Here is a 26200-nt window from a genome sequence, read left to right as displayed (position 1 = left end):
CGAACTCTCACGGAGGACCCGCTCGGCACGGGGCACCCGCCCAGCCCCGGGCGGTACCGTCGCGGGCGTGACTGCACCCCAGACCGGGACGATCCGTGTCCCCGCCTCGGCCGGCGCGACGCCGGTCCGCACCCGCCTCCGGTCCGCGTCCGCCGCGGCCCGGATCGCCGCCGTGCGGACGCCGGAGCTCACGATCGGCGCGCTCGGCGTGGTCACGGGTGCCCTCTTCGCCTGGGTCCCCTCGCTCTGGTACGACGAGGCCGCCACGGTCACGAGCGCGCAGCGGAGCTGGCCCCAGCTGTGGGCCGAGCTCCACACCGTCGACGCGGTGCACGGTCTCTACTACGCGCTGATCCACGCCTGGTTCTGGCTCGTGGGGTACACGCCGTTCACCCTCCGCTTCCCGAGCGCCCTGGCGATCGGCGTCGCGGCCGGACTGGTCGTCGCCCTCGGTCGGCGCCTCGGCGGTCGTCGGCTCGGGATCACCGCCGGGCTCGTGTTCCTGGCGTTGCCGCGCGTGCAGTGGGCCGGGTCCGAGGGCCGTCCCTACGCCACGATCACCACGCTGGCCGTCTGCCTGACCCTCGTCGGGATCACGGCCGTCCGGCGGACCCGGACGGGCTTCGGCCGACGCTGGTGGGTCGCCTACGGGCTGATCGCCGCGCTCTCCGTCACCTTCAACGTGTACCTCTCGCTGGCGGTCGTCGCGCACGCGGTGACCCTCGGCTGGACGCTCCTGGCGCAGCGGTCGCGGGCGGACGGACGGGCGCCGGTCCTCTCGCGCGCCGTTCTCGTCCGCTGGGTGGTCGCCGCCGGCGCCGCAGCCGTGGTGGTCTCCCCGCTCGTGCTCGTCGTCGTCTCGCAGTCGAAGCAGGTCGGGTGGATCACCGGCATCAGCGAGCGGACCTTCCCCCAGGTGTTCGCCACGTCGTGGTTCGGCGGCATCGACTCCTACGCCGCGGTTGCGTGGGCACTGCTCGTCACCGGGTCCGTCGTGGGCCTGGCGGCCGCCCACCGTCGCTCGCCCTCGGTGCGCGCGGTCCTGCGCGCCCAGGCCGTCCGCGTCGCCCTGCCCCTCGCCCTGCTGCCGACCGCCGCGCTCGTCGGTGCCACCGCGCTCGGCGAGCACCTGTACTCGCCGAAGTACGCGTCGCTCAGCCTGCCGTTCGTCGCACTCCTCATCGCCCTCGCGATCACGCTCGTGCGGCCGCGGGCGGTCCTGGCGGCGGCACTGGCCGTGTTCCTCGTCATCAGCGTGCCGAGCGCGATCGACGTGAAGACCCCCCGCTCGAAGCAGGACTCGACGTGGGCGAACGCCGCGTCGATCATCGAGGCCGAGCGGAGCGCGACCCCGGGTGCGAACGGCGGTGTCGTCTTCGGCAGCGTCTACGGGCACCCCGGCACGACCGCCGAGATCATCCGGGTGTCCTACCCCTGGGCGTTCACCGGGCTGACCGACCTCGGGGTCCGGAAGGACGGTGCCGAGTCCGGCGTGCTGTGGAACCAGAACGGCGACCTCGCGACCACGATCCCCGCCCGCCTCGGCGACATCGACACGGTGTGGTTCGTCGGCGGGACGCCCAAGGCGCGCAACATCCAGCCCGAGACCGCCTCCGTCCTCGCCGAGAACGGGTTCCACGCGGAGCAGCACTGGAAGACCGGCCGCGTCGTCATCACGGAGTACGTCCGCGGCTGACCGCGCCACGGCCGGACCGTTGACGGCCCGGCCGGTCAGTGCACGACGCGCGCGCCGTGCACCGGGCCGGTCGCCCGGAGTGCCACGAGCCCGGCCGCGCTGAGCTCGACCTGGAGCTCCAGTGCGGCGTCGCGGTCGGCGACCAGGAACGCCACCGTCGGACCGCTGCCGGAGACGAGCCCGGCGAGGGCCCCGGCCTTCTCACCGACCTCGAGCGTGGTCGCCAGGGCTGGCTGCAGCCGCATCGCCGGTGCCTGCAGGTCGTTGTGCAGGCAGTCCGCGAGCAGGTCGGGGTCACCGGCGCGCAGGGCCTGCAGCACGTTCGCCTCGACCACCGGGGTCGTCGGCGCGGGCCGGATGTCCGCACGGTACCGCTCCCGGTGCTCGTCGAGAGCTCGGTAGACCGCCGGGGTCGAGAGCCCGGAGTCGCTCAGGGCGAGGACCCAGTGGAACTCCCCCTTCGCCAGGGCCGGGCTGAGCTCGTCGCCCCGCCCGGTGCCGACCGCGGTCCCGCCGGCGAAGGCGAACGGCACGTCGGCGCCGAGACGGGCGGCCAGCCGCAGGAGTTCGTCGCGGCCGAGCGCCGTGCCCCAGAGCGTGTCGCAGGCGAGCAGGGTCGCGGCGGCGTCGGCGGATCCCCCGCCCATGCCGCCGGCGACGGGCACCTGCTTGTCGATCGTGAGCCGGACGCCACCCCGGTGCCCAGCGGCCTCGGCCACCAGCCGGGCGGCCCGGATCGCGAGGTTCGAGCCGTCCGTCGGCACCGCGCTCGTGTCGATCGGCCCGGTGAAGCGCACCGAGAAGTCGTCGGCCGGCTCGGCGGTGACGTCCTCGTACAGGGACACCGCCTGGTAGGCGGTGGCGACGTCGTGGTAGCCGTCGTCCTGCAGCGCGCCGACCGACAGGTACACGTTGATCTTGCCGGGAGCGCGCACCCGCACGCGGGTCGGTGCGGCCAGCGAGGTCATGCTCCCAACCTATCCTCCCCACGGCCGGGTCCTCCCCGCGACGGGTCCGCGCCGGGTCAGGCGCCCGACCGTGCGGCGGCCGCGAACCCCCGGGCGAGGTCGGCGAGGATGTCGTCGACGTGCTCGAGGCCGATCGACAGGCGGATGAGCCCCTCGCCGACGCCGGCCGCGGCACGCTCCTCCGGGGTCATCTGCACGTGCGTCGTCGACGCGGGGTGCACGACGAGGGACCGCACGTCGCCGAGGTTCGACACGTGGTCGAACAGCTCGAGCGCCGCGACGAAGCGCCGACCGGCCTCGACGCCGCCGGCCAGGTCGAACGCGAGCACCGCCGACGGGCCCTTCGGCACGTACCGCTGCTGCAGGTGGTGCCACGGCGAGGACGGCAGCCCCGCGTAGTGCACGTGCTGGACCTGCTCGTGGGCGTCGAGCCACGTCGCCACCGTCGCGGCGTTCGACACGTGCCGGTCCATGCGGAGCGACAGGGTCTGGATGCCCTGCAGCACCAGGAAGGCGTTGAACGGCGCGATCGCGGGACCGAGGTCGGCGGAGAGCTTCGAGCGGGTGCGCTGGATGAACGCGCGCCGACCGAACTTCGCGGCGAAGTCGGTGCCGGCGAACCCGGGATGCTCGACGCTCGTCAGCTGCGGGTACTTCTCCGGGTGCGCGGCCCAGTCGAAGTTGCCGCTGTCGACGATGACGCCCGCGATGGCGCTGCCGTGCCCGGCGAGGTACTTCGTCGCCGAGTGCACGACGATGTCCGCGCCGTGCTCGAACGGCCGGACGAGGTACGGCGTCGCGATGGTGTTGTCGACGATGAGCGGGACGCCGGCCTCGTGCGCCACGCCGGCGACCCCCGCGAAGTCGAGCACGTCGCCGCGCGGGTTCGGGATCGACTCCCCGAAGAAGGCCCGCGTCTCCGGACGCACCGCGGCGCGCCACGCGTCGAGGTCGGTCGGGTCCTGCACGAACGTGAACGTGATGCCGAGGTCGCGCAGCGTCGACGCGAAGAGCGTGTAGGTCGCGCCGTACAACGACGCCGACGCCACGACGTGGTCACCGGCACGGGCGACACCGAGGACGGCGAGCGACGTCGCCGCCTGCCCGGACGCGAGCGCGAGCGCCCCGACGCCCCCCTCGAGGTCCGCGATGCGCCGCTCGAGCGCGGCCGCCGACGGGTTGTTCACGCGCGTGTACGTGTGCCCCGGGGCGTCGAGCATGAACCGCGCCGCGGCGTCCTCGCCGGACGGGTAGACGTAGGCCGCGCTCTGCGCGATCGGCGGCACGTTCGCGCCGAAGCCCGGATCGGCCTTGTAGCCCGCGCGGATCTGCCGGGTCTCGAACGCCCAGTCGTCCTCGGCGGCCATCAGGCGACCGGCTCGGCAGACTCGGACGCGCCGACGGAGGCCCCGGCGGACGGCCGCACCAGCGGGATGACCTGCTCGCCGAAACGCTCCATCTCCTCGGCCTGCGGCGAGAACTGCAGCAGGAGCGTGTCGACCCCGGCGTCCTCGAACTCCCGGATGCGGTCGGCGACCTGCTGCGGCGTGCCGACGAACCCGGGGCGCAGACCGCGGTTCGACACCGAGTAGTCCTCGAGCGACGGCACGTGCTCGAGCTGCGACTTCGAGATGAAGTCCTGGTACGACTCGTACGCCTTGCCGTGCCGGACGTCGGTGATGCGGGCCAGCTCGGCCTGCGCCTCCTCCTCCGTCTCACGGACGATCACGTACGCGGCCATGCCGAAGGCCTCGAAGGGGGCGGCGCCGGCGTCCTCACGACGGCGCTTCATCTCGTCGATCTTCGTGCGGAGCTCGTCGACCGTGCCGCCGTGCGTCAGGTACGCGTCGGCGAAGCGGGTGATCGAGCTCTTGCCCGCCTCGCTCTCGCCGCCGGCGTAGATGCGCGGCGTGACGCGCGGCTTCGGCTCGAGGTGCGTGTTCTGCACGTCGTAGTACTCGCCCGTGAACGAGAACGGCGTCTCGGACCACAGGCCCTTGAGGATCGCGACGAACTCCTCGGTCCGCGCGTAGCGGTCGTCGTGCTCGGAGAAGATGCCGCCGTACTGACGGGCCTCCTCCGCCCACCACGCGCTCACCACGTTGAAGGTGAACCGACCACAGGAGATCTCGTCGATCGTCGCGGCCTGCTTCGCCGTCACCGCCGGCAGGTGGTAGCCCGGACGCATCGCGGCCATGATCTCGAGCCGCTCGGTCGTCGCGGCCAGCGCGGCCGCGAGCGCCCACGCCTCGAGGCTCGGCGCGGCCGTCCCCTTGATGTCGTTGAGGTTGAGCTCCGGCACGAGCGTCAGGTCGAAGCCGATCCGCTCGGCACGCTGCGCCAGCCGCTTCACGTAGTCGAAGGTGACGGGCATGTCCTCGTCCTCGACGTTGCGCAGCCAGCCGCCGAAGAGCGGGGTCCAGTATCCGAATCGCACGAGTGGTTCCTCAGGTGTGTCGTGACGGCCGGGAGGCGCGGGGCGGGCCCGCCCCGCGCCTCCCGGCCGGTGGGTGGTGTCGTCTCAGACCGTGGTCGCCGACGCGGCGTAGGCCTGCTCGAGGAGCGCGCCCGTGAAGCGCGCGATCGCGCGCGGGCCGGAGACCGGCGCAGCCGCCTCGACGGCGGGGTTGTAGTTCGTGTTCGTGTTCACGTCGTAGACGACCGTGCGGCCGTCGGTGGTCTCCATGAACTCGACGCCGGCGACCTGGATGCGCTGGTCGGCGAGGAACGTGCGGAGCTGCTGCACGAGCGGGTGCTCGGCCGTGACCTCGGTGCGCAGGCTGAAGGCCTCGGGAGCACCGGGTGTCTCGGCTCCCGGGACGTCGCAGACGGCGCCGGCGATGACCTGCGGCACCTCGCACGCGTCGGCCGGGCAGAGCTCGAAGCTGCCGGCGCTCGTGTCGACGCGGACCGCGTAGACGAACTCGCCGCCGACGAACTCGGCGCGGGTGATGAACGGCTCGCGGGCGGTCAGCAGCTCCTGGAGCAGCGTGATGCCGTCGACCGGGGCCTCGAACTCGGGGCTGTCGACGTAGGCGTCGAACTCGGCGAGGGTGTCGAAGCGGCGGACGCCGAGGCCCTTGCCGCCCTGGTTGTGCTTCGTGATGAACGGGACGTCCTGCCCGTCGGTGAAGGCCCGCGCGGCGTCCTGCAGGGCGGCCGACCCGAAGACCGCGGTCGTGCGGGGCACGTCGAAGCCGGCGTCGCGGAGGAGCCCGTGCTGGGCGACCTTCGACACCTCGAGCTCGAGCACGTGGCTGCCGTTGACGACCGTCGCACCGGAGCGCTCGAGCCAGCCGAGCAGCGCGCGGGCGTACTCCTTGCTGTGCTCGTTGCCGCGGGTGTGGGAGCTCGCGGACATGCGCGACCAGTAGACGCCCGGGGCCGGCTCGGCGCCCAGGTCGATGCTGCCGAGGGCGCCGCCGTCGGTCAGCAGGAGTTCCTCGACCGGCACGCCCTCCGCCTCGAAGGCAGCGGCGAACGGAGGGAACCACTCGGGGTTCTCGTGGATGACGTACACGCGCGGAGTTGTCACCCGGCCACCCTAGGCACGGTGACCCTGGGGGTGCCAGGTGTGTGACGTGGGGTTGCGCGGAGCGGTGTGCGAGGGTGGAACGCATGTCTAACCCCGTGCACGAGGAGACCCTCCGGCCCGGCCGCACGCTGACCGTCGTCGGGTGGGCCGTGATCGCGACCGCCGTCGGCATCGCGGCGCTCGTGCTCGCGGTGCCGACAGGGTGGCAGGACCAGCCGCCGACGGCGTCGGACGTCGGCGTCCTGGTGGTCACGCTCGCCGTCACGGTCGCGCTCGGCGTCGGCTCGCTGCTGATGCGGATGACGGTCCGTGTCGACGAGGTCCTCGAGGTCCGTGTCCGCCCGTGGTGGTACCGGCGGCGCATCGCCCCGGAACGGATCACCTCGGCCGAGGTCGTGCACGTGACGGGCGGCAACTCCGGCGGGCTGGGCATCCGGCTCGTCCCCGGCGGCACCGCGGTGTTGCTCGACGGTGGTCCCGGGGTGCAGGTCACGATCCGCGGGGCACGCTCGATCAGGTTCCGGTGCAACGATCCGGACGCCCTCGTCGAGGCGCTGCGGGCACGGGGCGCTGCTGTCGACTGACGCTCGGGCCGGGTGCGGGTCAGCGCGCCCGTGACTCGGCGCCGAAGTGCTGCGTGCCGAGGACGCCGAGCAGCTCGAGCTTCTGCGCGTCCTCGCTGCCGGGAGGCGCGGTGAAGAGCAGGAGGGCCTGCGCCTGGTCGTCGGTGTGGAGCACCTGGCAGTCGACGGTGATGCGACCGAGCTCGGGCTGCACGATGGTCTTGTTGTCGGACCACCGCGTGGACACCTCGTGGCGCTCCCACAGCTCCCGGAACGCGGGGCTCCGCTGCTGCAGCGCATCGACGAGCGCGGTCGCCCGACGGTCCCCCGGCCCGGTGAGACCGACCGCGGCCCGGAGCGAGGCGACGACCACCCGTCCGAGCCGCTCGTGCTGCTCGGGCGCGTACTTCGCCTGCTCCGTCCCCGCCACGAACCACCGCCACGCCTGGTAGCGCTCGTTCCCCGGCAGGTCGACCGACGTGCCGAGCAGGGCACGGGCGAGCCGGTTCTCGACGAGGGTCTCGCCGAGGTGGCTCACGACGATCGCCGGGGTGTCCTCGAGCCGGTCGAGCACCCGCAGGATCGCCGGGTCGACGTGGTCGGCACGGTGCATCCGGACCGGCGCGGTGTGCCCGGCGAGGTGGAAGAGGTGGTCCCGCTCGTCGAGGCTGCAGCGGAGCGCCCGAGCGATCGCTGCGACCATCTGCTCGGACGGCTGCGGCCCGCGCTGCTGCTCGAGCCGCGTGTAGTAGTCGACGCTCATGCCGGCGAGCGCGGCGACCTCCTCACGGCGCAGACCCGGCGTCCGGCGACGTGCGCCGTTGCCGAGCCCGACGTCCTCCGGGCGCAGGAGTTCGCGACGGCGGCGGAGGAAGTCGGCGAGGGCGGGGCGGTCCACCCGACCATCGTGCCCGTCCGGACCGGTCGGAGCCAGGGATCGGCGGTCCCCCGATGACCGCGTCCTGGCGACACCGGTGTCCGGGGAGCATCGTCGACGGCATGGACACCACGAACAGCACCGTCTTCGTCTCCGGCGCGACCTCGGGCCTCGGGCTCGCCCTCGCGCAGCGCCTGCAGGCAGCGGGCAGCACCGTCGTCATCGGCGGGCGCCGCCAGGACCGCCTCGACGCGCTCGCTGCCGAGCACGGCTTCGGTACCGTCGCGATCGACGTCGCCGACGCCGACTCGATCGCAGCCGCCGCTACCGACGTGATCGCCCGGTACCCGGAGCTCGACACCGTGGTCACGATGTCCGGGATCATGCGCAACGAGGACCTCCGCGACCCGGGCCACGTCTCGGACGCGCTCGAGACCGTGCAGACGAACCTGGTGGGCACGATCCTGCTCATCGACGCCTTCCTCCCCCACCTGCTGAGCCGACCGGCGGCGACGCTCATCACCGTCTCGTCCGGGCTGGCCTTCGTCCCGCTCACCGCCACCCCCACCTACAGCGCGACGAAGGCCGGCGTGCACTCGTACACGCAGGCGCTCCGCCAGCAGCTCGTGGGCAGCTCCGTCGAGGTGCTGGAGCTCGCGCCGCCGGCGGTGCAGACCGACCTGATGGGCGGTGCGGACTTCGGCGGGATGCCGCTCGACGCCTTCACCGACGAGGTCGTGGAGTTGCTCGACACCGGGGCTGCGCCGGAGATCCTCGTGGAGAACGTGCAGCCGCTGCGGTGGGCCGAGCGGGACGGGACGCACCAGCAGATCCTCGAGGCGATGGCGGGCCGGGGGCACTGAGCCACACCTGACCCGCCCGTCCTCGCGGGACGAGGGTCACCCGGCCTCCCGCAGTCGCCTACTCGACCTCGTCGCCCGCAGCACGCCGGCGGCGGTTCCCGGCCTCCACCGTCCGGTTCAGCGCCCAGAGCCCGAGGACGATCGCCGTGACGACCAGGGCCTCCGCGACGGTCCGGTCGAGCAACCCCCGGAGCACCCAGTACGCACCGCCGCCCAGGATGCCGGCCGTCGCGGCGACGCCCGTGACCGCGACCCGCGGACGACGATCCGCGTCGCCGCCCGACAGCGCGTGGAACCACAGGCCCCACGCCGCGACGGCAGCGCCGAGGACGAGTGCCGCCCACGCGGCGTCGTCTCGGACGTCGTGGACGAGGGCCACGACGGCGAGGACGACGATCGCGGCGCCGACGGCGGCCGCCGCGATCGTGACGACGAGAGCGGTCCGGGAACGAGGTGCGCGCACGGTGGCGAGCCTACGGGTCGCAGCGACCGGCCGAGGCGCCGGGCCGGCAGGCGGAAGCGCCGGGCCGGCGGGCCGGGAGGCGCGTGGGGACCAACCGCGAGCACGTCGCGCCACGCAAGTGCACGGCACGAAGTGCTCGCGGTTGTCCGGGGGCAGGTCGCGCCAGCGCAGCGGCACTCGCGGCACGCGACGCCGTCAGGCTGCGAGGACCGTCCGACCGAGCCGCACGAAGTCGTCCGGCGACAGGGCCTCACCCCGCGCCGTCGGGTCGATCCCGGCGGCGGTGAGCAGCTCGGTCGCGTGCGCACTGCTGCCGAGCACGCCCGACAGGCTCTGGCGCAGCATCTTCCGCCGCTGCTGGAACGCGCCGTCGACGAGCGCGAAGACCTGGGTCCGCAGCGCCTCGTCGCCCGGCTGCTCGTGCCGGTCGAACCCGACGAGCACGCTGTCGACGTTCGGCACCGGCCAGAACACCTGGCGGCTGATCTGTCCGGCGGTCGACCACGACCCGTACCACGCCGCCTTGACGCTCGGTGCGCCGTAGACCTTGCTGCCCGGGCCGGCCGCGATGCGGTAGCCGACCTCGGCCTGCACCATGACGAGCACTCGCTCGATGGTCGGGAAGGTCGCGAGCAGGTGGAGCAGCACCGGCACCGACACGTTGTACGGCAGGTTGGCGACGACGTGCGTCGGCGCCTCGGGCAGCTCGTCGGCGGTCACGGCGAGCGCGTCCTGGTGGACCACCTGCAGCCGGGCGTCGGGCTGCATCGCCGCGACGGTCGCGGGCAGCTGCGCCGCGAGCCGGCCGTCGATCTCGACCGCGGTCACCGAGGCGCCCGTCTCGGTGAGTCCGAGCGTCAGCGAGCCGAGTCCCGGGCCGATCTCGAGCACCCGCGACCCCGGGGTGACGCGGCCGGCCGACACGATGCGTCGGACGGTGTTGCCGTCGTGCACGAAGTTCTGCCCGAGCTTCTTGGTGGGGGTGACGTCGAGCTTCGCCGCGAGGTCCCGGATCTCCGCCGGGCCGAGCAGTGCGCCCACGGCTACTCGTCCACCGTGACGGGCTCGGCGTCCCACGCGCCGTACACGAGCTCGGTGTTCGACGCGATCTGCGCGGCGAGCATCGAGGCATCCGTGCCCAGCGTCTCCGCCATCGACCGGAGCGTGAGCGGGATCAGGTAGGGCGCGTTCGGCCGGCCGCGGTACGGGGTCGGCGTGAGGAACGGCGCGTCCGTCTCGACCATGACCAGGTGGCGCGGGGCGACCCGGAGGGCTTCGCGGAGGGGCTCGGCGTTCTTGAACGTCACGGTGCCGGCGAAGGACATGTACCAACCGCGCTCGGCGCAGAGCCGTGCCAGGTCGGGGCCGCCGGAGAAGCAGTGGAACACGGTCCGCTCGGGTGCGCCGACGCGGTCGAGGACCTCGACCACGGCGTCGTGCGCGTCGCGGTCGTGGATCGTCAGCGCGAGGTCGTGCTCCTTCGCGATGCGGATGTGCTCCTCGAACGACCGGACCTGGGCGGTACGGCCGTCCTCGCCGGTGCGGAAGAAGTCGAGTCCGGTCTCGCCGATCGCCCGGACACGGGGCAGCGCGGCGAGCCGCTCGATCCCGGCGAGGTGCTCGTCGAGCAGGCCCTGCTCGTCGAGGACGGGGGCCTCGTTCGGGTGCAGCGCGACGGCGGCGAGCACGCGGGGTTCGCGGGCCGCGATCTGCGCGGACCACTCCGAGGTCGCCAGGTCGGTGCCGACCTGCACGACACCGCGGACACCGACGCTCGACGCCCGGTCGAGGTGCTCGCGGTAGTCGAGCGGACCGTCGCCGCCCTCGCCGACGCCGTCCGCGATCTCCATGTGCGTGTGGTTGTCGTACACGGGCACGACGAGCGCCTGCGGCAGCGGCGGGTAGCTCAGGTCGCGCTTCGAGCCACCCGACGACCCGTCACCACGCGCCCGCACGTGCGCTGCGTCGGCCGCGTCGGTCACGCTGCGCCCTGCTCGGGCTGCTGCTCGATGCGCGGGAACAGCCCGGACCCGAGCGGCACGACCGTCTCCGCACCCTGCCACTCCCAGGCCCGGTCGACGCGCTGCTCGGCGACGGACCCGCCGGCCCCGATCGACGCCCAGAGCTTCTCGGTGGCCTTCGGCATGACCGGCGACACGAGGACGTTCACGGTACCGAGGCCGCGCAGTGCCGTCGTCAGCACGGTGCCGAGGCGCTCGCGCTGTGCGTCGTCCTTCGCCAGGGCCCACGGCTCCTGCTCGGTGATGTAGCCGTTCAGGGCGTCCACGAGCTCCCACACGGCGGCGATCGCCTCGTGCGGGGCGAAGGCCTCGACCGCTGCGTCCGCACGCTCGGTCACGGACACCGCGAGGGCGTCGATCGCCTCGTCCGACGCGGTGAGCGCCCCGCGCGTCGGGACGGCCCCGTCGAAGTACTTCTGCAGCATCGCGACGAGCCGCGATGCCAGGTTTCCGAAGCCGTTCGCGAGGTCGGCGGCGTACCGGGCGGAGATGTCCTCCCAGCTGAAGTTGCCGTCCTGCCCGAAGGTGACCGCGCGGAGGAAGTAGTAGCGGAACGCGTCCGACCCGAACGTGTCGGTGATCTCGGACGGGGCGATGCCGGTGAGCTTCGACTTCGACATCTTCTCGCCGCCGACGAGCAGCCACCCGTGGCCGAACACACGCTTCGGCACCGGCAGGTCGGCCGCCATGAGCATCGCGGGCCAGATGACCGCGTGGAAGCGGGCGATGTCCTTGCCCACGATGTGGACGCTCGGCCAGAGGCGCTGGAACGCCTCGTCGTCGTCGGAGCCGTAGCCGAGGGCGGTCACGTAGTTGAGGAGCGCGTCGAACCACACGTAGAGCACGTGGTCGTGGTCCCAGGGGATCTGGATGCCCCAGTCGAAGCTCGACCGCGAGATCGACAGGTCGCGCAGGCCCTGCTTCACGAACGAGACGATCTCGTTGCGGACGCTCTCGGGCTGGATGAACTCCGGGTTCGACTCGTACAGGTCGAGCAGGCGCTGCTCGAAGTCGCTCATCCGGAAGAAGTAGTTGCGCTCGGCCAGCACCTCGACCGGGATCGAGTGGATCGCGCAGACCTGCTGCCCCTCGTACGCACCGGTGCCGGGCACCAGGTCGCTCGGCTGCTTGTACTCCTCGCACCCCACGCAGTAGAAGCCCTCGAACTCGCCGGCGTAGATGTAGCCGTCGTCGTACAGCTTCTGCAGGAAGGCCGTGACGCCGCGCTCGTGGCGCTCGTCGGTCGTGCGGATGAAGTCGTCGTTCGCCACGTCGACGGTGTCGAGCAGCGGCTTCCAGGCGTCCGTGACGAGACGGTCCGCCCACTCCTTCGGCGAGACGTCGTTCGCGCTCGCGGTGCGCAGGATCTTCTGGCCGTGCTCGTCGGTGCCGGTCAGGAGCCACGTGTCGTCGCCCCGCTGCCGGTGCCAGCGCGCCGTGAAGTCCGCGGCGACCTCGGTGTAGGCGTGCCCGATGTGTGGCACGTCGTTCACGTAGAAGATCGGCGTGGTGATGCTGAACGAGGACCCGTCGGACATGCGGACCATCCTACGGGCGGCCGGCGAGCGCATGACGCGACCCGTGCCTCCCGGCCGGCGGGTGGTGGCGTCAGCGCGCCGCGAGCGCGCCCTCGTAGAGGTCGCGCTTCGACAGGCCGGTCGCGTCGGCGACCGCCGCAGCGGCCTCCTTCATCCGCGACCCCGCGGCCACCCGCTCGAGCACCAGCCGGACGCCGTCCTCGATGCTCGTCACGTCGAGCGCACCGGTCGAACCCTCGACGACGACGCAGATCTCGCCGCGGACGCCGTCCGCCGCCCACGCGGCGAGCTCGGCGAGCGTGTCGCGACGGACCTCCTCGTGCAGCTTCGTGAGCTCCCGGCAGACCACCGCTCGGCGGTCCTCGCCGAAGCCCGCGGCCATGTCGGCCAGGGTGTCCGCCAGCCGGTGCGGCGACTCGAAGAACACCATCGTGCGCTGCTCCCCCGCGAGCGACGCGAAGAGGCGACGCCGCTCGCCGCCCTTGCGGGTGGGGAACCCCTCGAAGCTGAAGCGGTCCGTCGGCAGACCGGAGACGGCGAGCGCCATGAGCACCGCGGACGGGCCCGGGAGGGCGGTGACCGTGACGCCGGCGGCGGCGGCGGCCTCGACGAGGGGGAAGCCCGGGTCGCTGATCGCGGGCATGCCCGCGTCGGTGAGGACGACGACGTCCTCGTCGCGGGCCAGCTCGACGACCTCGGAGGCCTTCGCCCGCTCGTTGTGCTCGTGCAGGGCGATGAGCCGCGGGCGGTTCTCGATGCCGAGCGCCCGCATGAGGTGGATCGCGGTGCGGGTGTCCTCGGCGGCCACGACGGTCGCGTTGGACAGGGTCTCGACGAGTCGGCGCGACGCGTCGCCGAGGTTGCCGATGGGCGTTGCTGCGAGGACGATCACCTCCCCATTGTGGTGGCAGGTCCCGCCACGGGGCGATCCGTAGGATGCTGCCGATGACCAGCGAGCTGACCGACGACCGCGCCGCCCTCGTCGACGGGCCGGTCGGCTCCCGCCTGGACGACTGGTGGGGCCGGGTCCTGTCGACGTCCCGGCGCGTGGCCGTGTGGCGGTGGACGGGCCCGCTCGCGGTGACGCTGCTCGCCGCCGTGCTGCGGTTGGCCGGCCTCGGTCACCCCCACTCGCTGGTGTTCGACGAGACGTACTACGTCAAGGACGGCTGGTCGATCGTGCACCTCGGCTACGAGGGCACGTGGCCGGCGAACCCGTCCGGCGACGGGGCACCGACCACCGACCAGCGGTTCGCCGACGGTGAGACCGACCTCTACTCGCGGGCGGCCGAGTTCATCGCGCACCCGCCGCTCGGCAAGTACCTCATCGGGCTCGGCATGCTGCTCTTCGGCGCCGACAGCTCGTTCGGCTGGCGCATCACCGTCGCCGTGCTCGGCATCGCGACCGTCTTCCTGACCGCGGTGATCGCGCGCTCGCTCTTCCGGTCGACCGCGGTGGGGACGCTCGCGGGCTTCCTGCTCGCCGTCGACGGGCAGGCGATCGTGCTCTCCCGGGTGACGCTGCTCGACGGCATCGTCACGTTCTTCGTCCTGCTCGGTGCGGGAGCGCTGCTGCTCGACCGCCGGTGGGCGCAGCGACGACTCGACGCCTGGGTGGGACGCCGGGCCGCCGCCGGACGGGACACGCTCTGGGGGCCGGTGCTCCTCTGGCGACCGTGGTTGGTCGCCATGGGGATCGCCCTCGGGCTCGCGTCGGCGACGAAGTGGTCCGGGCTGTACTTCCTGGCGTTCTTCGCGCTGTACTCCGTCCTCAGCGACATGCTGATGCGCCGTCGGGCCGGCGTGGCGTTCTGGTCGTCGAGCGCGTTCCTGCAGCAGGCACCGGTGTCGTTCCTCCTCACGGTGCCGATCGCCGCCGCGACCTACCTGGCCTCGTGGACCGGGTGGTTCCGCACGTCGGGCGGGTGGGACCGCGACTGGATCGCGAGCGGCGGCGAGCGGTGGACCGGTGTGCTCGCGTGGGTGCCGGACTCCCTGCAGAACTGGTGGCACTACCAGTCGGAGATCTACGGCTTCAACATCGGCCTGCACACCCCGCACTCGTACCAGGCGAACCCGCTGCTCTGGCTGCTCATGCAGCGCCCGACCTCGATGTACTACCAGGGCACGGACGCCGGCCAGGACGGCTGCTGGGCGGACCGCTGCGGCGAGGCGATCACCGGCATCGCGAACCCGTTCGTCTGGTACGCGTCGGTGATCGCGGTCGTGGCCCTGCTCGTGCTCTGGATCCTGCGCCGGCGGTGGGAGTACGGCTTCGTCCTGATCGGCGTCGCCGGCGGGTACCTGCCCTGGCTCATGTACACGGACCGGACGGTGTTCCAGTTCTACACGGTCGCCTTCGAGCCCTACATGGTGATGGCGCTCGCGGCGGCGATCGGACTCGTGGCCGGCTCCCGCGACGACCCGCGTCCCCGGCGCACGCGGGCGCTCGTCTGGATCGGCGTGTACCTCGGCGTCGTCGTGCTGGCCTCGGCCTACTGGTACCCCATGTGGACCGGCCTGCAGATGCCGTGGGACTTCGTCCGTTCCCACTACTGGCTGCCGAGCTGGCTCTAGGCGGGTCCGGCTGCCGGACGGGAGGCGCGTCGCGGCGCCGCCACGCGCCTCCCGTCCGGCTCCGCTCAGGTCCCGACGCGCCGCGGCAGCGTCAGGACGGGCCGTGCAGCGCGTGCTCGATCGTCGCGCGGTCCAGCGGCGCACCGAGCATCGGCTGCCGCCCCGTCGGGGGCAGGACGCCCTCGATCACGACCTCGGCGTAGCGCCGCCAGGCGTCCGGGTCGTGGTCGCGCGTCCGGTCCGCCACGGCGCCGACCATGACGGTGAGCATCGGCAGGTCGGACCATGCGAAGCCGGCGCGCACGACGCCCGCGGCGTGCGCCCGCTCGATGATCGCGTTGACCTGGGACTCGAGCCGGTCGCGCTCCTCGACCACCGACGGGCGGGCCTTGCCCGCGCGCACGATGGCGTCGGCGAGGGCGCGGTCACGCGCCCGGAACTCGAAGACGCCCATCAGGTAGACGCGCAGCCCCTCGCGGGGGTCGGACTCCTCCGCGGCACGGGCGGCGGCGGCGTTCATGGCCTCGAACTTGGTGGAGAGCAGCGCCTCGATCAGGGAGTCCTTGTCGGCGAACCGCCGGTACACCGTGCCGACGCCCACACCGGCCTCGTGCGCGATGTCGTTGAGGGTCACCGACAGGCCGCGTTCCGCGAAGCACTTCCGTGCCGTCTGCAGGATCAGCTCGCGGTTGCGCGCGGCATCGGCGCGCAGGGGGCGCTCGAGGTCGGGCGCGGAGTCGGTGGTGCTCACGGACCCGACCGTAGTTGAAGTTTCTGGGAACAAACGGATGCGACGACTCCGTTTCGGTCTACACTGACGACAACCGGATGCGACGCATCCGGTTCCACCTCCTCGCGAAGCGCTCGACGGCGCGTGCTCCGCCACCTCCACCCTTCACCGAAGGAGGCTGCCGTGACGGCAGAACAGACCGTGCCGACCCCCACCGGGGCCGCACCCGCGACGACGAGCCCGACCGGCTCGGGCGCCGCTCCCGAGAAGGCGAACCGCCGGTGGATCGCCCTCGCGGTCATCGCGCTCGCACAGCTCATGGTGGTGCTCGACGCCACCATCGTGAACATCGCCCTGCCCTCGGCCCAGGCCGACCTGGGCTTCGGCAACGACCAGCGGCAGTGGATCGTCACCGCCTACTCGCTGGCGTTCGGCTCCCTCCTGCTCCTCGGCGGGCGCCTCGGCGACCTCTTCGGCCGCAAGAACACGTTCATCGTCGGGCTCGTCGGCTTCGCGGCCGCCTCGGTCCTCGGCGGCCTCGCCGACTCGTTCGGGCTGCTCGTCGCGGCCCGCGCGCTGCAGGGCGTCTTCGGCGCGCTGCTCGCCCCGTCCGCCCTCGGCATGCTGACGACGACCTTCCGCGACCCGAAGGAGCGCGGGCGCGCCTTCGGCATCTTCGGGTCGATCGCCGGCTCGGGTGCGGCCATCGGCCTGCTCCTCGGTGGCGTCCTGACCGAGTACACCTCGTGGCGCTGGTGCCTGTACGTCAACGTCGTGTTCGCGGTGCTCGGCGTGATCGGCGCGCTCGTCTTCATGGCGCGGCCCCCGAAGGTCGAGCGACCCCGCATCGACGTCGCCGGGGTCCTGACGATCACGGCCGGTCTGGTCGGCATCGTCTACGGCTTCTCGAACGCCGAGTCGAACGGCTGGGACGCCCCGCTGACGATCGTCATGCTCACCGCCGGCGTCGTGCTCGTCGCCGCCTTCGTGGTCATCGAGACGCGGGTCGCACACCCGCTGCTCCCCCTGCGCGTCGTCCTCGACCGCGACCGCGGCGGGGCCTTCCTCGCGATCGGCCTGGTGGCGATCGGGATGTTCGGCATCTTCCTGTTCCTGACCTACTACCTCGAGCAGACGCTCGGCTTCAGCTCGCTGCAGACCGGGCTGGCGTTCCTCCCGATGCCGCTGTCGATCATGATCTCGGCGACGCAGATCGGCGGGCGCCTGCTCCCCCGGGTCGGGCCGAAGGTGCTCATCTTCGCCGGCGGCCTGGTCGCCGCGACGGGACTCCTGCTCCTCCTCCGCACCGACGTCGACAGCTCGTACGCGGGGACCGTCCTGCCCGCGCTCATCGTCATCGGTCTCGGCATGGGCACGATCTTCTCGTCCGCGATGAACACGGCGACCACCGGGGTGGCCCGGGCGGACGCCGGCGTGGCCTCGGCGACGGTGAACACGATGCAGCAGATCGGTGGATCGATCGGTACCGCACTGCTGTCGACGATCTTCGCCGACGTCGTGGCGGACAGCCTCTCCGGGCTGTCGGCAGCGCCGACGAAGCTGCAGCAGGCCCAGGCCGTCATCGACGGGTACCACGTGGCGTTCGGCATCTCGGCGGGCGTGCTCGTGCTCGTCGCCCTCGCCGGCGGCCTCCTGATCAACCGGCAGTCGGTGCGGCTCGCCAAGCTCGAGCACGCGTCGAGCGCGACCACGGGCAGCATCCCCGCGGCAGCGCACTAGCCCGGTCTCGCGGCGGGGCGACCGTCCTGCGACATCCCACGCGTCGATCGATGCGTGGGATGTCGTCGTTCCAGCCCCCTGCGCGCCAGATGACCGCGCCGTCGGGACAGTGGCGTTGCGCCCCGTGTCGGACACCCTCGCTCGCGTCAGGGGTGGCGGATATCGTGACGGCCATGGCCCCCGTCCTGACCTCGCCGCTCGTGTCGACGCAGTGGCTCGCCGACCACCTCGGCGCCGACGACCTCGTGGTCGTCGACGCCTCGGTGCGGACCGAGGGCACGGGGACCGCGACGCGCTGGCAGGGCGCCCACGACGCGTACGAGCAGCACGGGCACGTGCCCGGCGCGCGGTACGCCGACCTGCTCCACGACTTCTCGGCGCCCGACGCCGACCTGCCGTTCACCCGTCCGGGCGCCGAGCACTTCGAGGCCGCCGCACGGGCACTCGGGGTCACCGCGGCGAGCACGGTCGTGGTCTACGACGACGGCGTCGGCGAGTGGGCCGCACGCCTGTGGTGGATATTCCGCGCGTTCGGCTTCGACACCGCCGCGGTGCTGGACGGCGGCTTCACCAAGTGGCGGGACGAAGGGCGCCCCGTCCGGGTCGGACCCGTGCGCACGACGCCCGCCACCACCGGCGCGGACCCGTTCCTGGCCGGGGAGGAACGGCCGGTCTGGGCGGACCACGACCGCGTCCTGCGCGCCGTGCACGGCGAGGAACCGGCGGCGGTGGTGCTCGCCGCGCCCGCGTCCTCGCTCGGCACCGACCACCCGGGCATCGTGCCGGGCAGCACGGTCATCACCACGGACGACGTCGTCGACCCGGTGTCGAACACGCTCCGACGACGTCCGGCCCTCGCCGAGGTGTTCGCTTCCGTGCTCGGCGCCGACGAGGTCGTGACGTACTGCGGGGTGGGCAGCGCCGCGTGCGTGGACGCACTCGCCCTGACGGTGCTCGGGCACGACCGGGTGCAGGTGTACGACGGGTCCCTGGCGGAGTGGTGGCGGCTCGAGCCGGAGCTGCTCGCGTCCTGACGCTCCCACCGGGGACACCGCCGCGCACTAGCGTGGGCACCATGAGCAGCAGACGCGCGGTCGTCCTCGGCGGTACCGGCGGCATCGGTTCGGCGGTGGTCCGCGACCTGCTCGACGTCTCGGGTCGCGGCGGTGACGACTGGCAGGTGGACGTGCTCGCGCGCCGCGGCGGTCCCGCTGCCGACGCCCTGACCGCGGCGGGCGCGACCTTCGTCCCCGGCGACCGACGGGACACCACGGCGCTCCGTGACCTGCTGCGGCCCGGCGCCGACCTGCTCGTCGACACCGTGGGACTGACACGTGACGACGCCCTGCAGCTCCGCCCGTTCCTCGACGACGTCGGCTCGACGGTGTTCGTGTCCTCGAAGGCCGTGTACGTGGACGACCGGGGGCGGCACGCGAACTCCGTCGACCGTCCCGTGTTCGGCGGCCCCGTCTCCGAGCTCCAGCCCACCGTGACGGCCGGCGACGGCGACCCGACCACGCGCGACGGGTACGGCGCGGCGAAGGTCGCCGCCGAGCAGGTCCTCCTCGACCACGGCGCACCGGTCACCGTGCTGCGACCCTCGAAGGTCCACGGCGTCGGCATCGGGCGTCCGCGCGAGTGGTTCGTGGTGCGGCGTGCGCTCGACGGTCGGGAGCGCATCCTGCTCGCCGACCACGGCCGCGGCGTCGACCACACGACCGCGGCCAGCGGCATGGCGTCCCTCGTCCGGCTCGTCGCCGACGCACCGGACCGCCGCATCCTCAACGTCGCGGACGAGACCGCGCCGGACGTCCTCGAGATCGTCCGCACCCTCGCCGGGCTCGCCGACCACCGCTTCGACGAGGTGCTGCTCGACCAGGACGCCCCCGCGTTCGTCGGGACGACGCCGTGGAGCTCCCCGTCCCCGTTCGTCCTCGACACCACGGCGGCGCGGGCGCTCGGGTGGCAGCCGCCCCGGTACGCCGATGCCGTGCGCCCCACGGTCGAGTGGCTGCTCGAGACCGCCCACGCGGTCCCCGCCGGCGGCGACGTCCCCTGGGCCGAGGACCCGTTCTGGGACCGCATGTTCGACTACGGCCCCGAGGACGCCGCGCTGGCGCTCCTCTCCCTCGGCCGGGACTGAGGCGGGGATCGAGCCGGTGCCCCGGTCGGAGGTGCTGTTCGTCGGCGGCCGGTCGGGCGTCGGGAAGTCGACCGCGGCCGAGGCGCTCCACGACCTGCTCGTCGCCGCGGACGTGCCGCACGCCGTCGTCGAGGGCGACCTCCTCGACCTCGCGCACCCCGCACCGCACGTCGCGCACCCCGCTGCACACCTGGCGGAGCGGAACCTCTCGGCGATGTGGGCCGCCTACCGCGAGCTCGGGCACCACCGGCTCGTCGTCACGAACACCGTGTCCGTGCTGCGGACCGCCGAGCTCGCCGCGGCGATGGGCGACGACCCGCTGGTCACCGCCGTCCTGCTCCGCGCCTCCGACACCACCACCGCCGGACGGCTCGCCCGTCGCGCGGGTGGTGCCGTCCCGCAGGCGCAACTGGCCCACAGCACGGCGACGGCCGGGAGGCTCGACTCAGCCGTAGCGGACACGGTCACCCGGGTGGACACCGACGGGCGCACGCCGGCTGAGGTCGCGCGCGTGCTCGGTGCACTGACCGGCTGGTTGCCCGCCTGAGACTCCGTAGCCCGTGGCCCGTGGTCTGTGGCCGGTGGACTGTGTACGGCGTCGCTCCGTCCACGGATCCACACGCCGGGACCACCGTCCAGCGCGACCGGGGCAGGCTGGACGCATGAACGACAACCGGCTCGGGACCGCGGTCAGTCCGTACCTCCGCCTGCACGCCGACAACCCGGTGGACTGGCGGGAGTGGGGACCGGAGGCCTTCGCCGAGGCGCGGGAGCGTGACGTCCCCGTCCTCGTGTCGGTCGGATACGCGACCTGCCACTGGTGCCACGTGATGGCGCGCGAGAGCTTCTCCGACCCGGAGATCGCCGAGCTCCTGCGGCGTGACTTCGTCGCCGTCAAGGTCGACCGCGAGGAACGTCCCGACGTGGACGCCAGCCTGATGGCCTCGGCGAGCGCGTTCACGCAGCAGCTCGGTTGGCCGCTCACGGCCTTCGCCACGCCGGAGGGCCGCGTCTTCTTCGCCGGCACCTACTACCCGCCGACGCCGGTCGGACAGGTCGGCTCGTTCCGCCAGGTGCTCGCGGCGGTGCTCGACGCCTGGACGGAGCGTCGGCACGAGGTCGACGCGAACGCCGGTGCCATCGCGTCGGCGATCCGGCAGGGTGCCGAGGCGGACGCAGCCGCCCAGGGCGGCGAGGTGACCGCGCGGGTCGAGCCGCGCCTCCCGTCCGTCGGCGCGGTCCAGGGCGTCACCGCGCAGCTCGCCACGGCGGAGGACACGACCTACGGCGGGTTCGGTGGCGCGCCGAAGTTCCCCAGCGCACCGCTGCTCGAGTTCCTCGCCGACGTGGCGGCCGACGACACCGCCGATGCCGACGCCGACGTCGAGCGCGTCGCTGCCGGCCTGCTCGACCGGAGCCTGCACGCGATCCGGTCGACCGAGCTGACCGACGCCGACGGCGGCGTGTTCCGGTACGCGACCAAGCGGGACTGGAGCGTGCCGCACTACGAGCGGATGCTGTACGACAACGCGGGCCTGCTCGCGGTCGCCGACCGCGACCAGGCGAGGGGCATCGCGGACTTCCTCCGGGAAACCCTGCGGCGCCCCGACGGTGCGTTCGTCGCCGCACAGGACAGCGAGTCCACCATCGAAGGCCGCCGGGTCGAGGGCGAGTGGTACCGGCTGCCGCTCGACCAGCGGGGCCGGTACGCGCCGCCTCCCCTCGACGACCAGGTGCTCACCGGCTGGAACGGCCTGGCGATCCGGGGACTCGCCGTCGCCGGGGCGCGGCACGACGACGCGGAGGTGATCGCGCTGGCCCGCGCCGCCGCCGACGCCGTCCTCACCGCGCACGTGCGGGACGACCACGTCGTCGTCCGCTCGAGCACGGCCCACGGAACGTCGTCCGCACCGCCCACCATCGAGGACGTCGGACTGCTGGCGGAGGGGCTCCTCGAACTCGCACTCGTCACGGGTGCGGTCGGGTACGCCGTCACCGCCCGGAGCCTCGTCGACGACGGGCTCGCCGGGCGGTTCGAGGCCGATGCCGTCCTGGCGGCCGCCGGGACCGCGACGGGCGAACAGCCGCAGACCGCGATGCGCTCGGGGACCGTGGCGCTGGCGTCGACGGCCGCGGTGCTCGCGGCGCTCACCGGGGACCAGGACCTGCGGACGGCGGCGGCCTCCCTCGTGGCCGACCGCGCACGGACGGGGACGGAACGGCCGCTCGGGCACGCGGACGCCCTCGGACTGGCGCTCGCGCTGCAGCGCCCGTCGCGCGAGGTCGTCGTCGTGGCCGCCGTCGACGATCCCCTCCGCCGGACCGCGCGGCACGCCCGCCGACCCGGCACGGTGGTGGCGACCGTGACCCCGGAGCAGGCCCGCGCGTGGGCCGACGCCGGGTTCTCCTTGTTCGCCGGTCGCGACGGCACCGCTCCCGCCGCGTACGTCTGCCACGACCACGTCTGCGCCCTGCCGGCACACACGGACGCCGAGCTCGCCGACCAGCTCCGCTGATCGTCCCCGCTGGCCGACTCCGCTGGCCGACTCCGCTGGCCGTCCCCGCTGGCCGACTCCGCTGCCGGCGGACGACGATCCCACCGACGCCACTCGCTCCGCTATCCTGGAATGCTCATGTCTGCCACGCCCGTCATCACGTACCCGCCCGAACTGCCGGTGTCGCAGCGGCGGGACGACATCGCCGCCGCGATCCGCGACCACCAGGTCGTGATCGTCGCGGGTGCCACCGGCTCGGGCAAGACGACGCAGCTGCCGAAGATCTGCCTCGAGCTGGGGCGCGAGTCCATCGGGCACACGCAGCCCCGGCGGATCGCCGCCCGGACCATCGCCGAGCGCGTGTCCGAGGAGCTCGGCGGCGAACTCGGCGACCTCGTGGGCTACCAGGTGCGGTTCACCGACAAGGTGAGCGTGAACACCCGGATCAAGCTCATGACCGACGGGATCCTGCTCAACGAGATCCACTTCGACCGCGACCTGAAGCGCTACGACACGATCATCATCGACGAGGCGCACGAGCGGTCCCTCACGATCGACTTCCTGCTCGGGTACATCAAGCGGCTCCTCCCCCGCCGGCCCGACCTCAAGGTGATCATCACCTCCGCGACGATCGACCCCGAGTCGTTCTCGCAGCACTTCGGCGGTGCTCCGATCATCGAAGTGTCCGGCCGCACCTACCCGGTCGAGGTCCGCTACCGACCGCTCGTGGCCGAGGACGCCGGCGACGACACCACCGACGAGACCGATCCGCGCACGGACGACAGCGGCGACGGCGGGAACGCCGACGACCGCGACGTGCTGCAGGGCATCACCGACGCGCTCGACGAGCTGGCGCGCGAGGACCCGGGCGACGTCCTCGTGTTCCTCTCCGGCGAGAACGAGATCCGTGACGCGCAGGACGCCATCGAGGGCAGGCGCTACCCGGGCACCGAGGTCCTGCCGCTCTACGGTCGGCTCTCCGCGGCGGACCAGCACCGCGTCTTCGACAAGCGCACCACGCCGGGCGTCCGACGTCGCGTCGTCCTCGCGACCAACGTCGCGGAGACGAGCCTCACCGTCCCGGGCATCAAGTACGTCGTCGACACCGGCACCGCCCGCATCTCCCGGTACTCCCCGCGGGCCAAGGTGCAGCGCCTGCCGATCGAGGCGATCAGCCAGGCGAGCGCGAACCAGCGGTCCGGCCGCGCGGGCCGCACGAGCGCGGGCATCGCGATCCGGCTGTACTCCGAGCAGGACTTCGACCGGCGCCCGGAGTACACCGACCCCGAGATCCTCCGCACGAACCTGGCGGCGGTCATCCTGCAGATGATCTCGCTCGGGTTCGGCGACATCGAGTCGTTCCCGTTCCTCCAGCCGCCGGACTCCCGGGGCGTCAAGGACGGCCTCGACCTGCTCCGCGAGCTCCGTGCGGTCGACGCCGACGGCCGGATCACGAAGTCCGGCCGCCAGCTGACCCGCCTGCCGATCGACCCCCGCCTCGGTCGGATGGTGCTCGAGGCCGGCCGACAGGGCGTCGGGCGCGAGGTCATCGCGATCGTCAGCGCCCTGAGCATCCAGGACCCGCGCGAACGGCCCCTCGAGAAGCGTGCGCACGCCGACCAGCTGCACGCGCGCTTCGCCGACCCCACGAGCGACTTCCTGACGCTGCTCAACCTCTGGAACCACATCGAGGACAAGCAGGACGAGATGTCGTCGAGCGCGTTCCGGCGGCTCTGCAAGGCCGAGTTCCTGAACCACCTGCGCATCCGCGAGTGGCAGGACCTGTACCGCCAGCTCTCCCGCGCCGCGAAGCAGGTCGACGTCCGCGTGGGGCAGTCCCGCTCCGAGGACGGCGACGCCGTGCACCGGTCGCTCCTCGCCGGGCTCCTCAGCCAGATCGGGCTCCGCGACAAGGAGAAGCGCGACTATCTCGGCTCGCGGAACACCCGGTTCGTGGTGTTCCCGGGCAGCGTCCTGGCGAAGAAGCAGCCGGACGCCGTGATGGCCGCCGAGCTCGTCGAGACGAGCCGCCTGTTCGCGCGCACGGTCGCCAGGATCGACCCCGCCTGGGTGGAGCCGCTCGCCGGTGACCTCCTCAAGCGCACCTACGGCGAACCGCACTGGGAGAAGAAGCAGGGCGCGGTGGTCGCGTACGAGCGGGTGACCTTGTTCGGCGTCCCGATCGTGCAGCGCCGGCGCGTGCAGTACAAGCGCGTGGACCCGGAGCACTCGCGCGAGCTGTTCATCCGGCACGCCCTCGTCGAGGGCGAGTGGGACGCGCAGCAGGCCTTCGACCGGGCGAACCGGAAGCTCCGCCGCGAACTCGAACAGCTCGAGGAACGCACCCGTCGCCGCGACATCCTGTTCGACGACGAACGCGTGTACGAGTTCTACGACGCCCGTGTCCCCGCCGACGTCGCCACCACCCGCGACTTCGAGGGGTGGTGGCGCCAGGCGCGACGCGAGCAGCCCGACCTGCTCACGATGCGCCGGACGGACCTGCTCGACGAGGACGCCGCGGAAGCAGCGCAGGACCAGCAGGAGTACCCGACGCAGTGGCGCTCCGGCGACCAGCGCCTGGCGATCAAGTACCGCTTCGAGCCGGGCGCGCAGGACGACGGTGTGAGCGTCCAGGTGCCGCTCGCGCTGCTCCCCCGGATGCGCGAGGAGGGCTTCGACTGGCAGGTCCGCGGGCTCCGGAAGGAGCTCGTCACCGCGCTCATCAAGTCGCTGCCGAAGCAGATCCGCAAGAACGTCGTCCCCGCAGCGGACTGGGCCGAGAAGATCGTCGCCGAACTGCCCGACGACGCCCCCACCGAGCCGACGGAGTCGTTCCGCGCGACGCTCGCCCGGGCCATCCAGCGGATGACCTACGTGTCCGTCAGCGAGTCCGACTTCGACCTCGGTCGCGTCCCGGCGCACCTGCTGCCGACGTGGGCCGTCGTCGACGAGCGCGGCCGCCGGGTGGAGACCGGCAAGGACCTCTCGGCGCTGCAGACGAAGCTCAAGGACCGGACCCAGCAGAGCGTCGCCTCCGCGACGGTGCAGGCGGCGGCACGGCCGGGAGGCGCGGCACGCGTCGCCGGGGCGGCCTCCGGCGCGCAGGTGGAACGGTCCGGCCTCACCGCCTGGCCGTCCCAGGACCTGCCGCAGGTCCTCGACACGAAGCAGGCGGGCGGCGTGATCCGCGCCTACCCGTCGTTGGTCGAGGAGGGCGAGGGCCCGAAGGCGACCGTCGGCGTGCAGCTCCTCGCGACCCCCGGCGACCGGACCGTGCGGATGCCCGCCGGTGTCCGACGGCTCGTCATGCACGCGGTGCCGTCCCCGGTGTCGTACGTGCAGTCGCACCTGACCGCGCAGGAGAAGCTCGCCCTGGCGGCGAGCCCCTACCCCTCGACGGCGGCACTGTTCGACGACGTCCTCGCGGCGGTCGTCGACGCCGGCATCCGACGGCTGCACCCGGACGGGCTGGTGTTCACGAAGGCGGAGTTCGAGGCCGTCCGCGACGCCGTGTCCGCGACGGTGGTCGACACGATGTTCACCGCCGTGTCCGAGGTCGCGGCCGTCCTCACCGCGCAACGCGCCGCCGACAAGTCGATGAAGCAGGCGAACTCGATGGCGCTGCTCCCGGCACTCACCGACATGCGCCAGCAGACCGAGCGCCTGGTCTTCCCGGGCTTCGTCGCGGTCGCCGGGCTCGACCGGCTCCGGCGGATCCGGGTGTACCTGCAGGGCGTCGACGCACGCGTGCAGAAGCTCCTGCAGAACCCGGGGCGCGACGCGACGTGGATGCGCGAGGTCACCGTGGCGACCGACCGCTACACGGACGCGGGCGGCACCTTCCCGCCGGCAGTCGGGGCGCACCCGGAGCTCGTGCACGCCCGGTGGATGCTCGAGGAGTTCCGGCTCAGCCTGTTCGCGCAGGAGCTCGGCACCGCCGAGACCGTCTCGCTGCAGCGCATCACGAAGGCCCTGGCCGCCGCCCGCTGAT

Annotated in this window: 21 protein-coding genes; 10 read left to right on the top strand and 11 right to left on the bottom strand. The window is 72.9% G+C overall.

Translation table 11 applies throughout. The annotated features are described in order from the left end of the window. The first annotated feature begins 67 nt into the window (after window positions 1-67). Window positions 68-1696, top strand: coding sequence for a glycosyltransferase family 39 protein (locus QUG92_RS14260; protein ID WP_289459584.1), 1629 nt, complete (start codon window positions 68-70; stop codon window positions 1694-1696). 35 nt (window positions 1697-1731) lie between these two features. Here QUG92_RS14260 and QUG92_RS14255 read toward each other — a convergent pair whose 3' ends face one another. From QUG92_RS14255 to QUG92_RS14240, 4 genes are all read right to left on the bottom strand, one after another. Next, entirely contained in the window at window positions 1732-2664 is a 933-nt protein-coding gene (locus QUG92_RS14255; RefSeq protein ID WP_182046997.1) for a 4-(cytidine 5'-diphospho)-2-C-methyl-D-erythritol kinase, read from the bottom strand. Window positions 2665-2720: 56 nt separating this feature from the next. Next, on the bottom strand, window positions 2721-4031 hold the full coding sequence (locus QUG92_RS14250; RefSeq protein ID WP_289459582.1) for an O-acetylhomoserine aminocarboxypropyltransferase/cysteine synthase family protein: 1311 nt from the start codon (window positions 4029-4031) through the stop codon (window positions 2721-2723). Beyond that, entirely contained in the window at window positions 4031-5101 is a 1071-nt protein-coding gene (locus QUG92_RS14245) for an LLM class flavin-dependent oxidoreductase (protein WP_069713445.1), read from the bottom strand. Before QUG92_RS14245 ends, QUG92_RS14250 begins: the two co-directional genes overlap by 1 nt. Window positions 5102-5185: 84 nt before the next feature. Next, entirely contained in the window at window positions 5186-6199 is a 1014-nt protein-coding gene (locus QUG92_RS14240; RefSeq protein ID WP_289459580.1) for an ATP-grasp domain-containing protein, read from the bottom strand. Between the two features lie 83 nt (window positions 6200-6282). Here QUG92_RS14240 and QUG92_RS14235 point away from each other — a divergent pair, with 83 nt between their 5' ends. Further along, window positions 6283-6783: a hypothetical protein gene (locus QUG92_RS14235; RefSeq protein ID WP_289459578.1), complete on the top strand. Its 501-nt coding sequence runs from the start codon at window positions 6283-6285 to the stop codon at window positions 6781-6783. Window positions 6784-6802: 19 nt separating this feature from the next. Here QUG92_RS14235 and QUG92_RS14230 read toward each other — a convergent pair whose 3' ends face one another. Beyond that, complete coding sequence (locus QUG92_RS14230) at window positions 6803-7660, bottom strand: helix-turn-helix transcriptional regulator (RefSeq protein ID WP_182047001.1); 858 nt, start codon at window positions 7658-7660, stop codon at window positions 6803-6805. A 101-nt stretch (window positions 7661-7761) separates the two neighbouring features. On the opposite strand from QUG92_RS14230, the gene QUG92_RS14225 reads away from it, so the two are divergent. After that, window positions 7762-8502 carry an SDR family oxidoreductase gene (locus QUG92_RS14225; protein WP_289459577.1) on the top strand — a complete coding sequence of 247 codons (741 nt, stop codon included), beginning with the start codon at window positions 7762-7764 and terminating at the stop codon, window positions 8500-8502. 58 nt (window positions 8503-8560) lie between these two features. Here the strand turns inward: QUG92_RS14225 and QUG92_RS14220 are convergent, their stop codons facing one another. The 5 genes from QUG92_RS14220 to rsmI form a co-directional block, all read right to left on the bottom strand. Next, window positions 8561-8965, bottom strand: coding sequence for a hypothetical protein (locus QUG92_RS14220; protein ID WP_289459576.1), 405 nt, complete (start codon window positions 8963-8965; stop codon window positions 8561-8563). A 195-nt stretch (window positions 8966-9160) separates the two neighbouring features. Next, the gene (rsmA, locus tag QUG92_RS14215) at window positions 9161-10006 is read right to left on the bottom strand and encodes a 16S rRNA (adenine(1518)-N(6)/adenine(1519)-N(6))-dimethyltransferase RsmA (protein ID WP_289459574.1); all 846 of its coding nucleotides are present in this window, start codon (window positions 10004-10006) and stop codon (window positions 9161-9163) included. 2 nt (window positions 10007-10008) lie between these two features. Beyond that, the gene (locus QUG92_RS14210) at window positions 10009-10947 is read right to left on the bottom strand and encodes a TatD family hydrolase (RefSeq protein ID WP_289459573.1); all 939 of its coding nucleotides are present in this window, start codon (window positions 10945-10947) and stop codon (window positions 10009-10011) included. Beyond that, on the bottom strand, window positions 10944-12524 hold the full coding sequence (gene metG, locus QUG92_RS14205; RefSeq protein WP_289459572.1) for a methionine--tRNA ligase: 1581 nt from the start codon (window positions 12522-12524) through the stop codon (window positions 10944-10946). Before metG ends, QUG92_RS14210 begins: the two co-directional genes overlap by 4 nt. 70 nt (window positions 12525-12594) lie before the next feature. Next, window positions 12595-13416, bottom strand: a complete 822-nt coding sequence (rsmI, locus tag QUG92_RS14200; RefSeq protein WP_289459571.1) for a 16S rRNA (cytidine(1402)-2'-O)-methyltransferase — start codon at window positions 13414-13416, stop codon at window positions 12595-12597. A 53-nt stretch (window positions 13417-13469) separates the two neighbouring features. Here rsmI and QUG92_RS14195 point away from each other — a divergent pair, with 53 nt between their 5' ends. After that, a complete protein-coding gene (locus QUG92_RS14195) occupies window positions 13470-15101 on the top strand; it encodes a dolichyl-phosphate-mannose--protein mannosyltransferase (RefSeq protein ID WP_289459570.1) in 1632 nt (543 codons plus the stop codon). Window positions 15102-15192: 91 nt separating this feature from the next. On the opposite strand, the gene QUG92_RS14190 is transcribed toward QUG92_RS14195, so the two are convergent. Next, window positions 15193-15852, bottom strand: coding sequence for a TetR/AcrR family transcriptional regulator (locus QUG92_RS14190; protein WP_182047127.1), 660 nt, complete (start codon window positions 15850-15852; stop codon window positions 15193-15195). 162 nt (window positions 15853-16014) lie between these two features. On the opposite strand from QUG92_RS14190, the gene QUG92_RS14185 reads away from it, so the two are divergent. The 6 genes from QUG92_RS14185 (at window position 16015) to hrpA (ending at window position 26199) form a co-directional block, all read left to right on the top strand. Beyond that, window positions 16015-17571 carry an MFS transporter gene (locus QUG92_RS14185; protein WP_289459567.1) on the top strand — a complete coding sequence of 519 codons (1557 nt, stop codon included), beginning with the start codon at window positions 16015-16017 and terminating at the stop codon, window positions 17569-17571. Window positions 17572-17744: 173 nt separating this feature from the next. After that, window positions 17745-18605 (top strand): sulfurtransferase, encoded by an 861-nt coding sequence (locus QUG92_RS14180; RefSeq protein WP_289459565.1) that lies wholly within the window; start codon window positions 17745-17747, stop codon window positions 18603-18605. A 41-nt stretch (window positions 18606-18646) separates the two neighbouring features. Next, complete coding sequence (locus QUG92_RS14175; protein ID WP_289459563.1) at window positions 18647-19714, top strand: NAD-dependent epimerase/dehydratase family protein; 1068 nt, start codon at window positions 18647-18649, stop codon at window positions 19712-19714. A 16-nt stretch (window positions 19715-19730) separates the two neighbouring features. Beyond that, entirely contained in the window at window positions 19731-20261 is a 531-nt protein-coding gene (locus QUG92_RS14170; RefSeq protein WP_289459561.1) for an ATPase, read from the top strand. Between the two features lie 115 nt (window positions 20262-20376). After that, window positions 20377-22230, top strand: coding sequence for a thioredoxin domain-containing protein (locus QUG92_RS14165; protein WP_289459548.1), 1854 nt, complete (start codon window positions 20377-20379; stop codon window positions 22228-22230). 117 nt (window positions 22231-22347) lie between these two features. Continuing rightward, window positions 22348-26199: an ATP-dependent RNA helicase HrpA gene (gene hrpA, locus QUG92_RS14160; protein ID WP_289459547.1), complete on the top strand. Its 3852-nt coding sequence runs from the start codon at window positions 22348-22350 to the stop codon at window positions 26197-26199. The last annotated feature ends 1 nt before the right edge of the window (window position 26200 follow it).

It is taken from the genome of Curtobacterium citri, from assembly GCF_030362955.1.
In the GTDB taxonomy this organism is placed as follows: domain Bacteria; phylum Actinomycetota; class Actinomycetes; order Actinomycetales; family Microbacteriaceae; genus Curtobacterium; species Curtobacterium citri.
The sequence above is the reverse complement of the archived record's forward strand: the minus strand, read 5'-3'. Positions and strand labels throughout refer to the sequence as shown.

Coding starts and splice junctions, on each gene's coding strand:
- QUG92_RS14255 (WP_182046997.1), bottom strand. CDS start 2,664: ATGACCTCGCTGGCCGCACCGACCCGCGTGCGGGTGCGCGCTCCCGGC.
- QUG92_RS14250 (WP_289459582.1), bottom strand. CDS start 4,031: ATGGCCGCCGAGGACGACTGGGCGTTCGAGACCCGGCAGATCCGCGCG.
- QUG92_RS14235 (WP_289459578.1), top strand. CDS start 6,283: ATGTCTAACCCCGTGCACGAGGAGACCCTCCGGCCCGGCCGCACGCTG.
- QUG92_RS14225 (WP_289459577.1), top strand. CDS start 7,762: ATGGACACCACGAACAGCACCGTCTTCGTCTCCGGCGCGACCTCGGGC.
- metG (WP_289459572.1), bottom strand. CDS start 12,524: ATGTCCGACGGGTCCTCGTTCAGCATCACCACGCCGATCTTCTACGTG.
- QUG92_RS14195 (WP_289459570.1), top strand. CDS start 13,470: ATGACCAGCGAGCTGACCGACGACCGCGCCGCCCTCGTCGACGGGCCG.
- QUG92_RS14180 (WP_289459565.1), top strand. CDS start 17,745: ATGGCCCCCGTCCTGACCTCGCCGCTCGTGTCGACGCAGTGGCTCGCC.
- QUG92_RS14175 (WP_289459563.1), top strand. CDS start 18,647: ATGAGCAGCAGACGCGCGGTCGTCCTCGGCGGTACCGGCGGCATCGGT.
- QUG92_RS14165 (WP_289459548.1), top strand. CDS start 20,377: ATGAACGACAACCGGCTCGGGACCGCGGTCAGTCCGTACCTCCGCCTG.
- hrpA (WP_289459547.1), top strand. CDS start 22,348: ATGTCTGCCACGCCCGTCATCACGTACCCGCCCGAACTGCCGGTGTCG.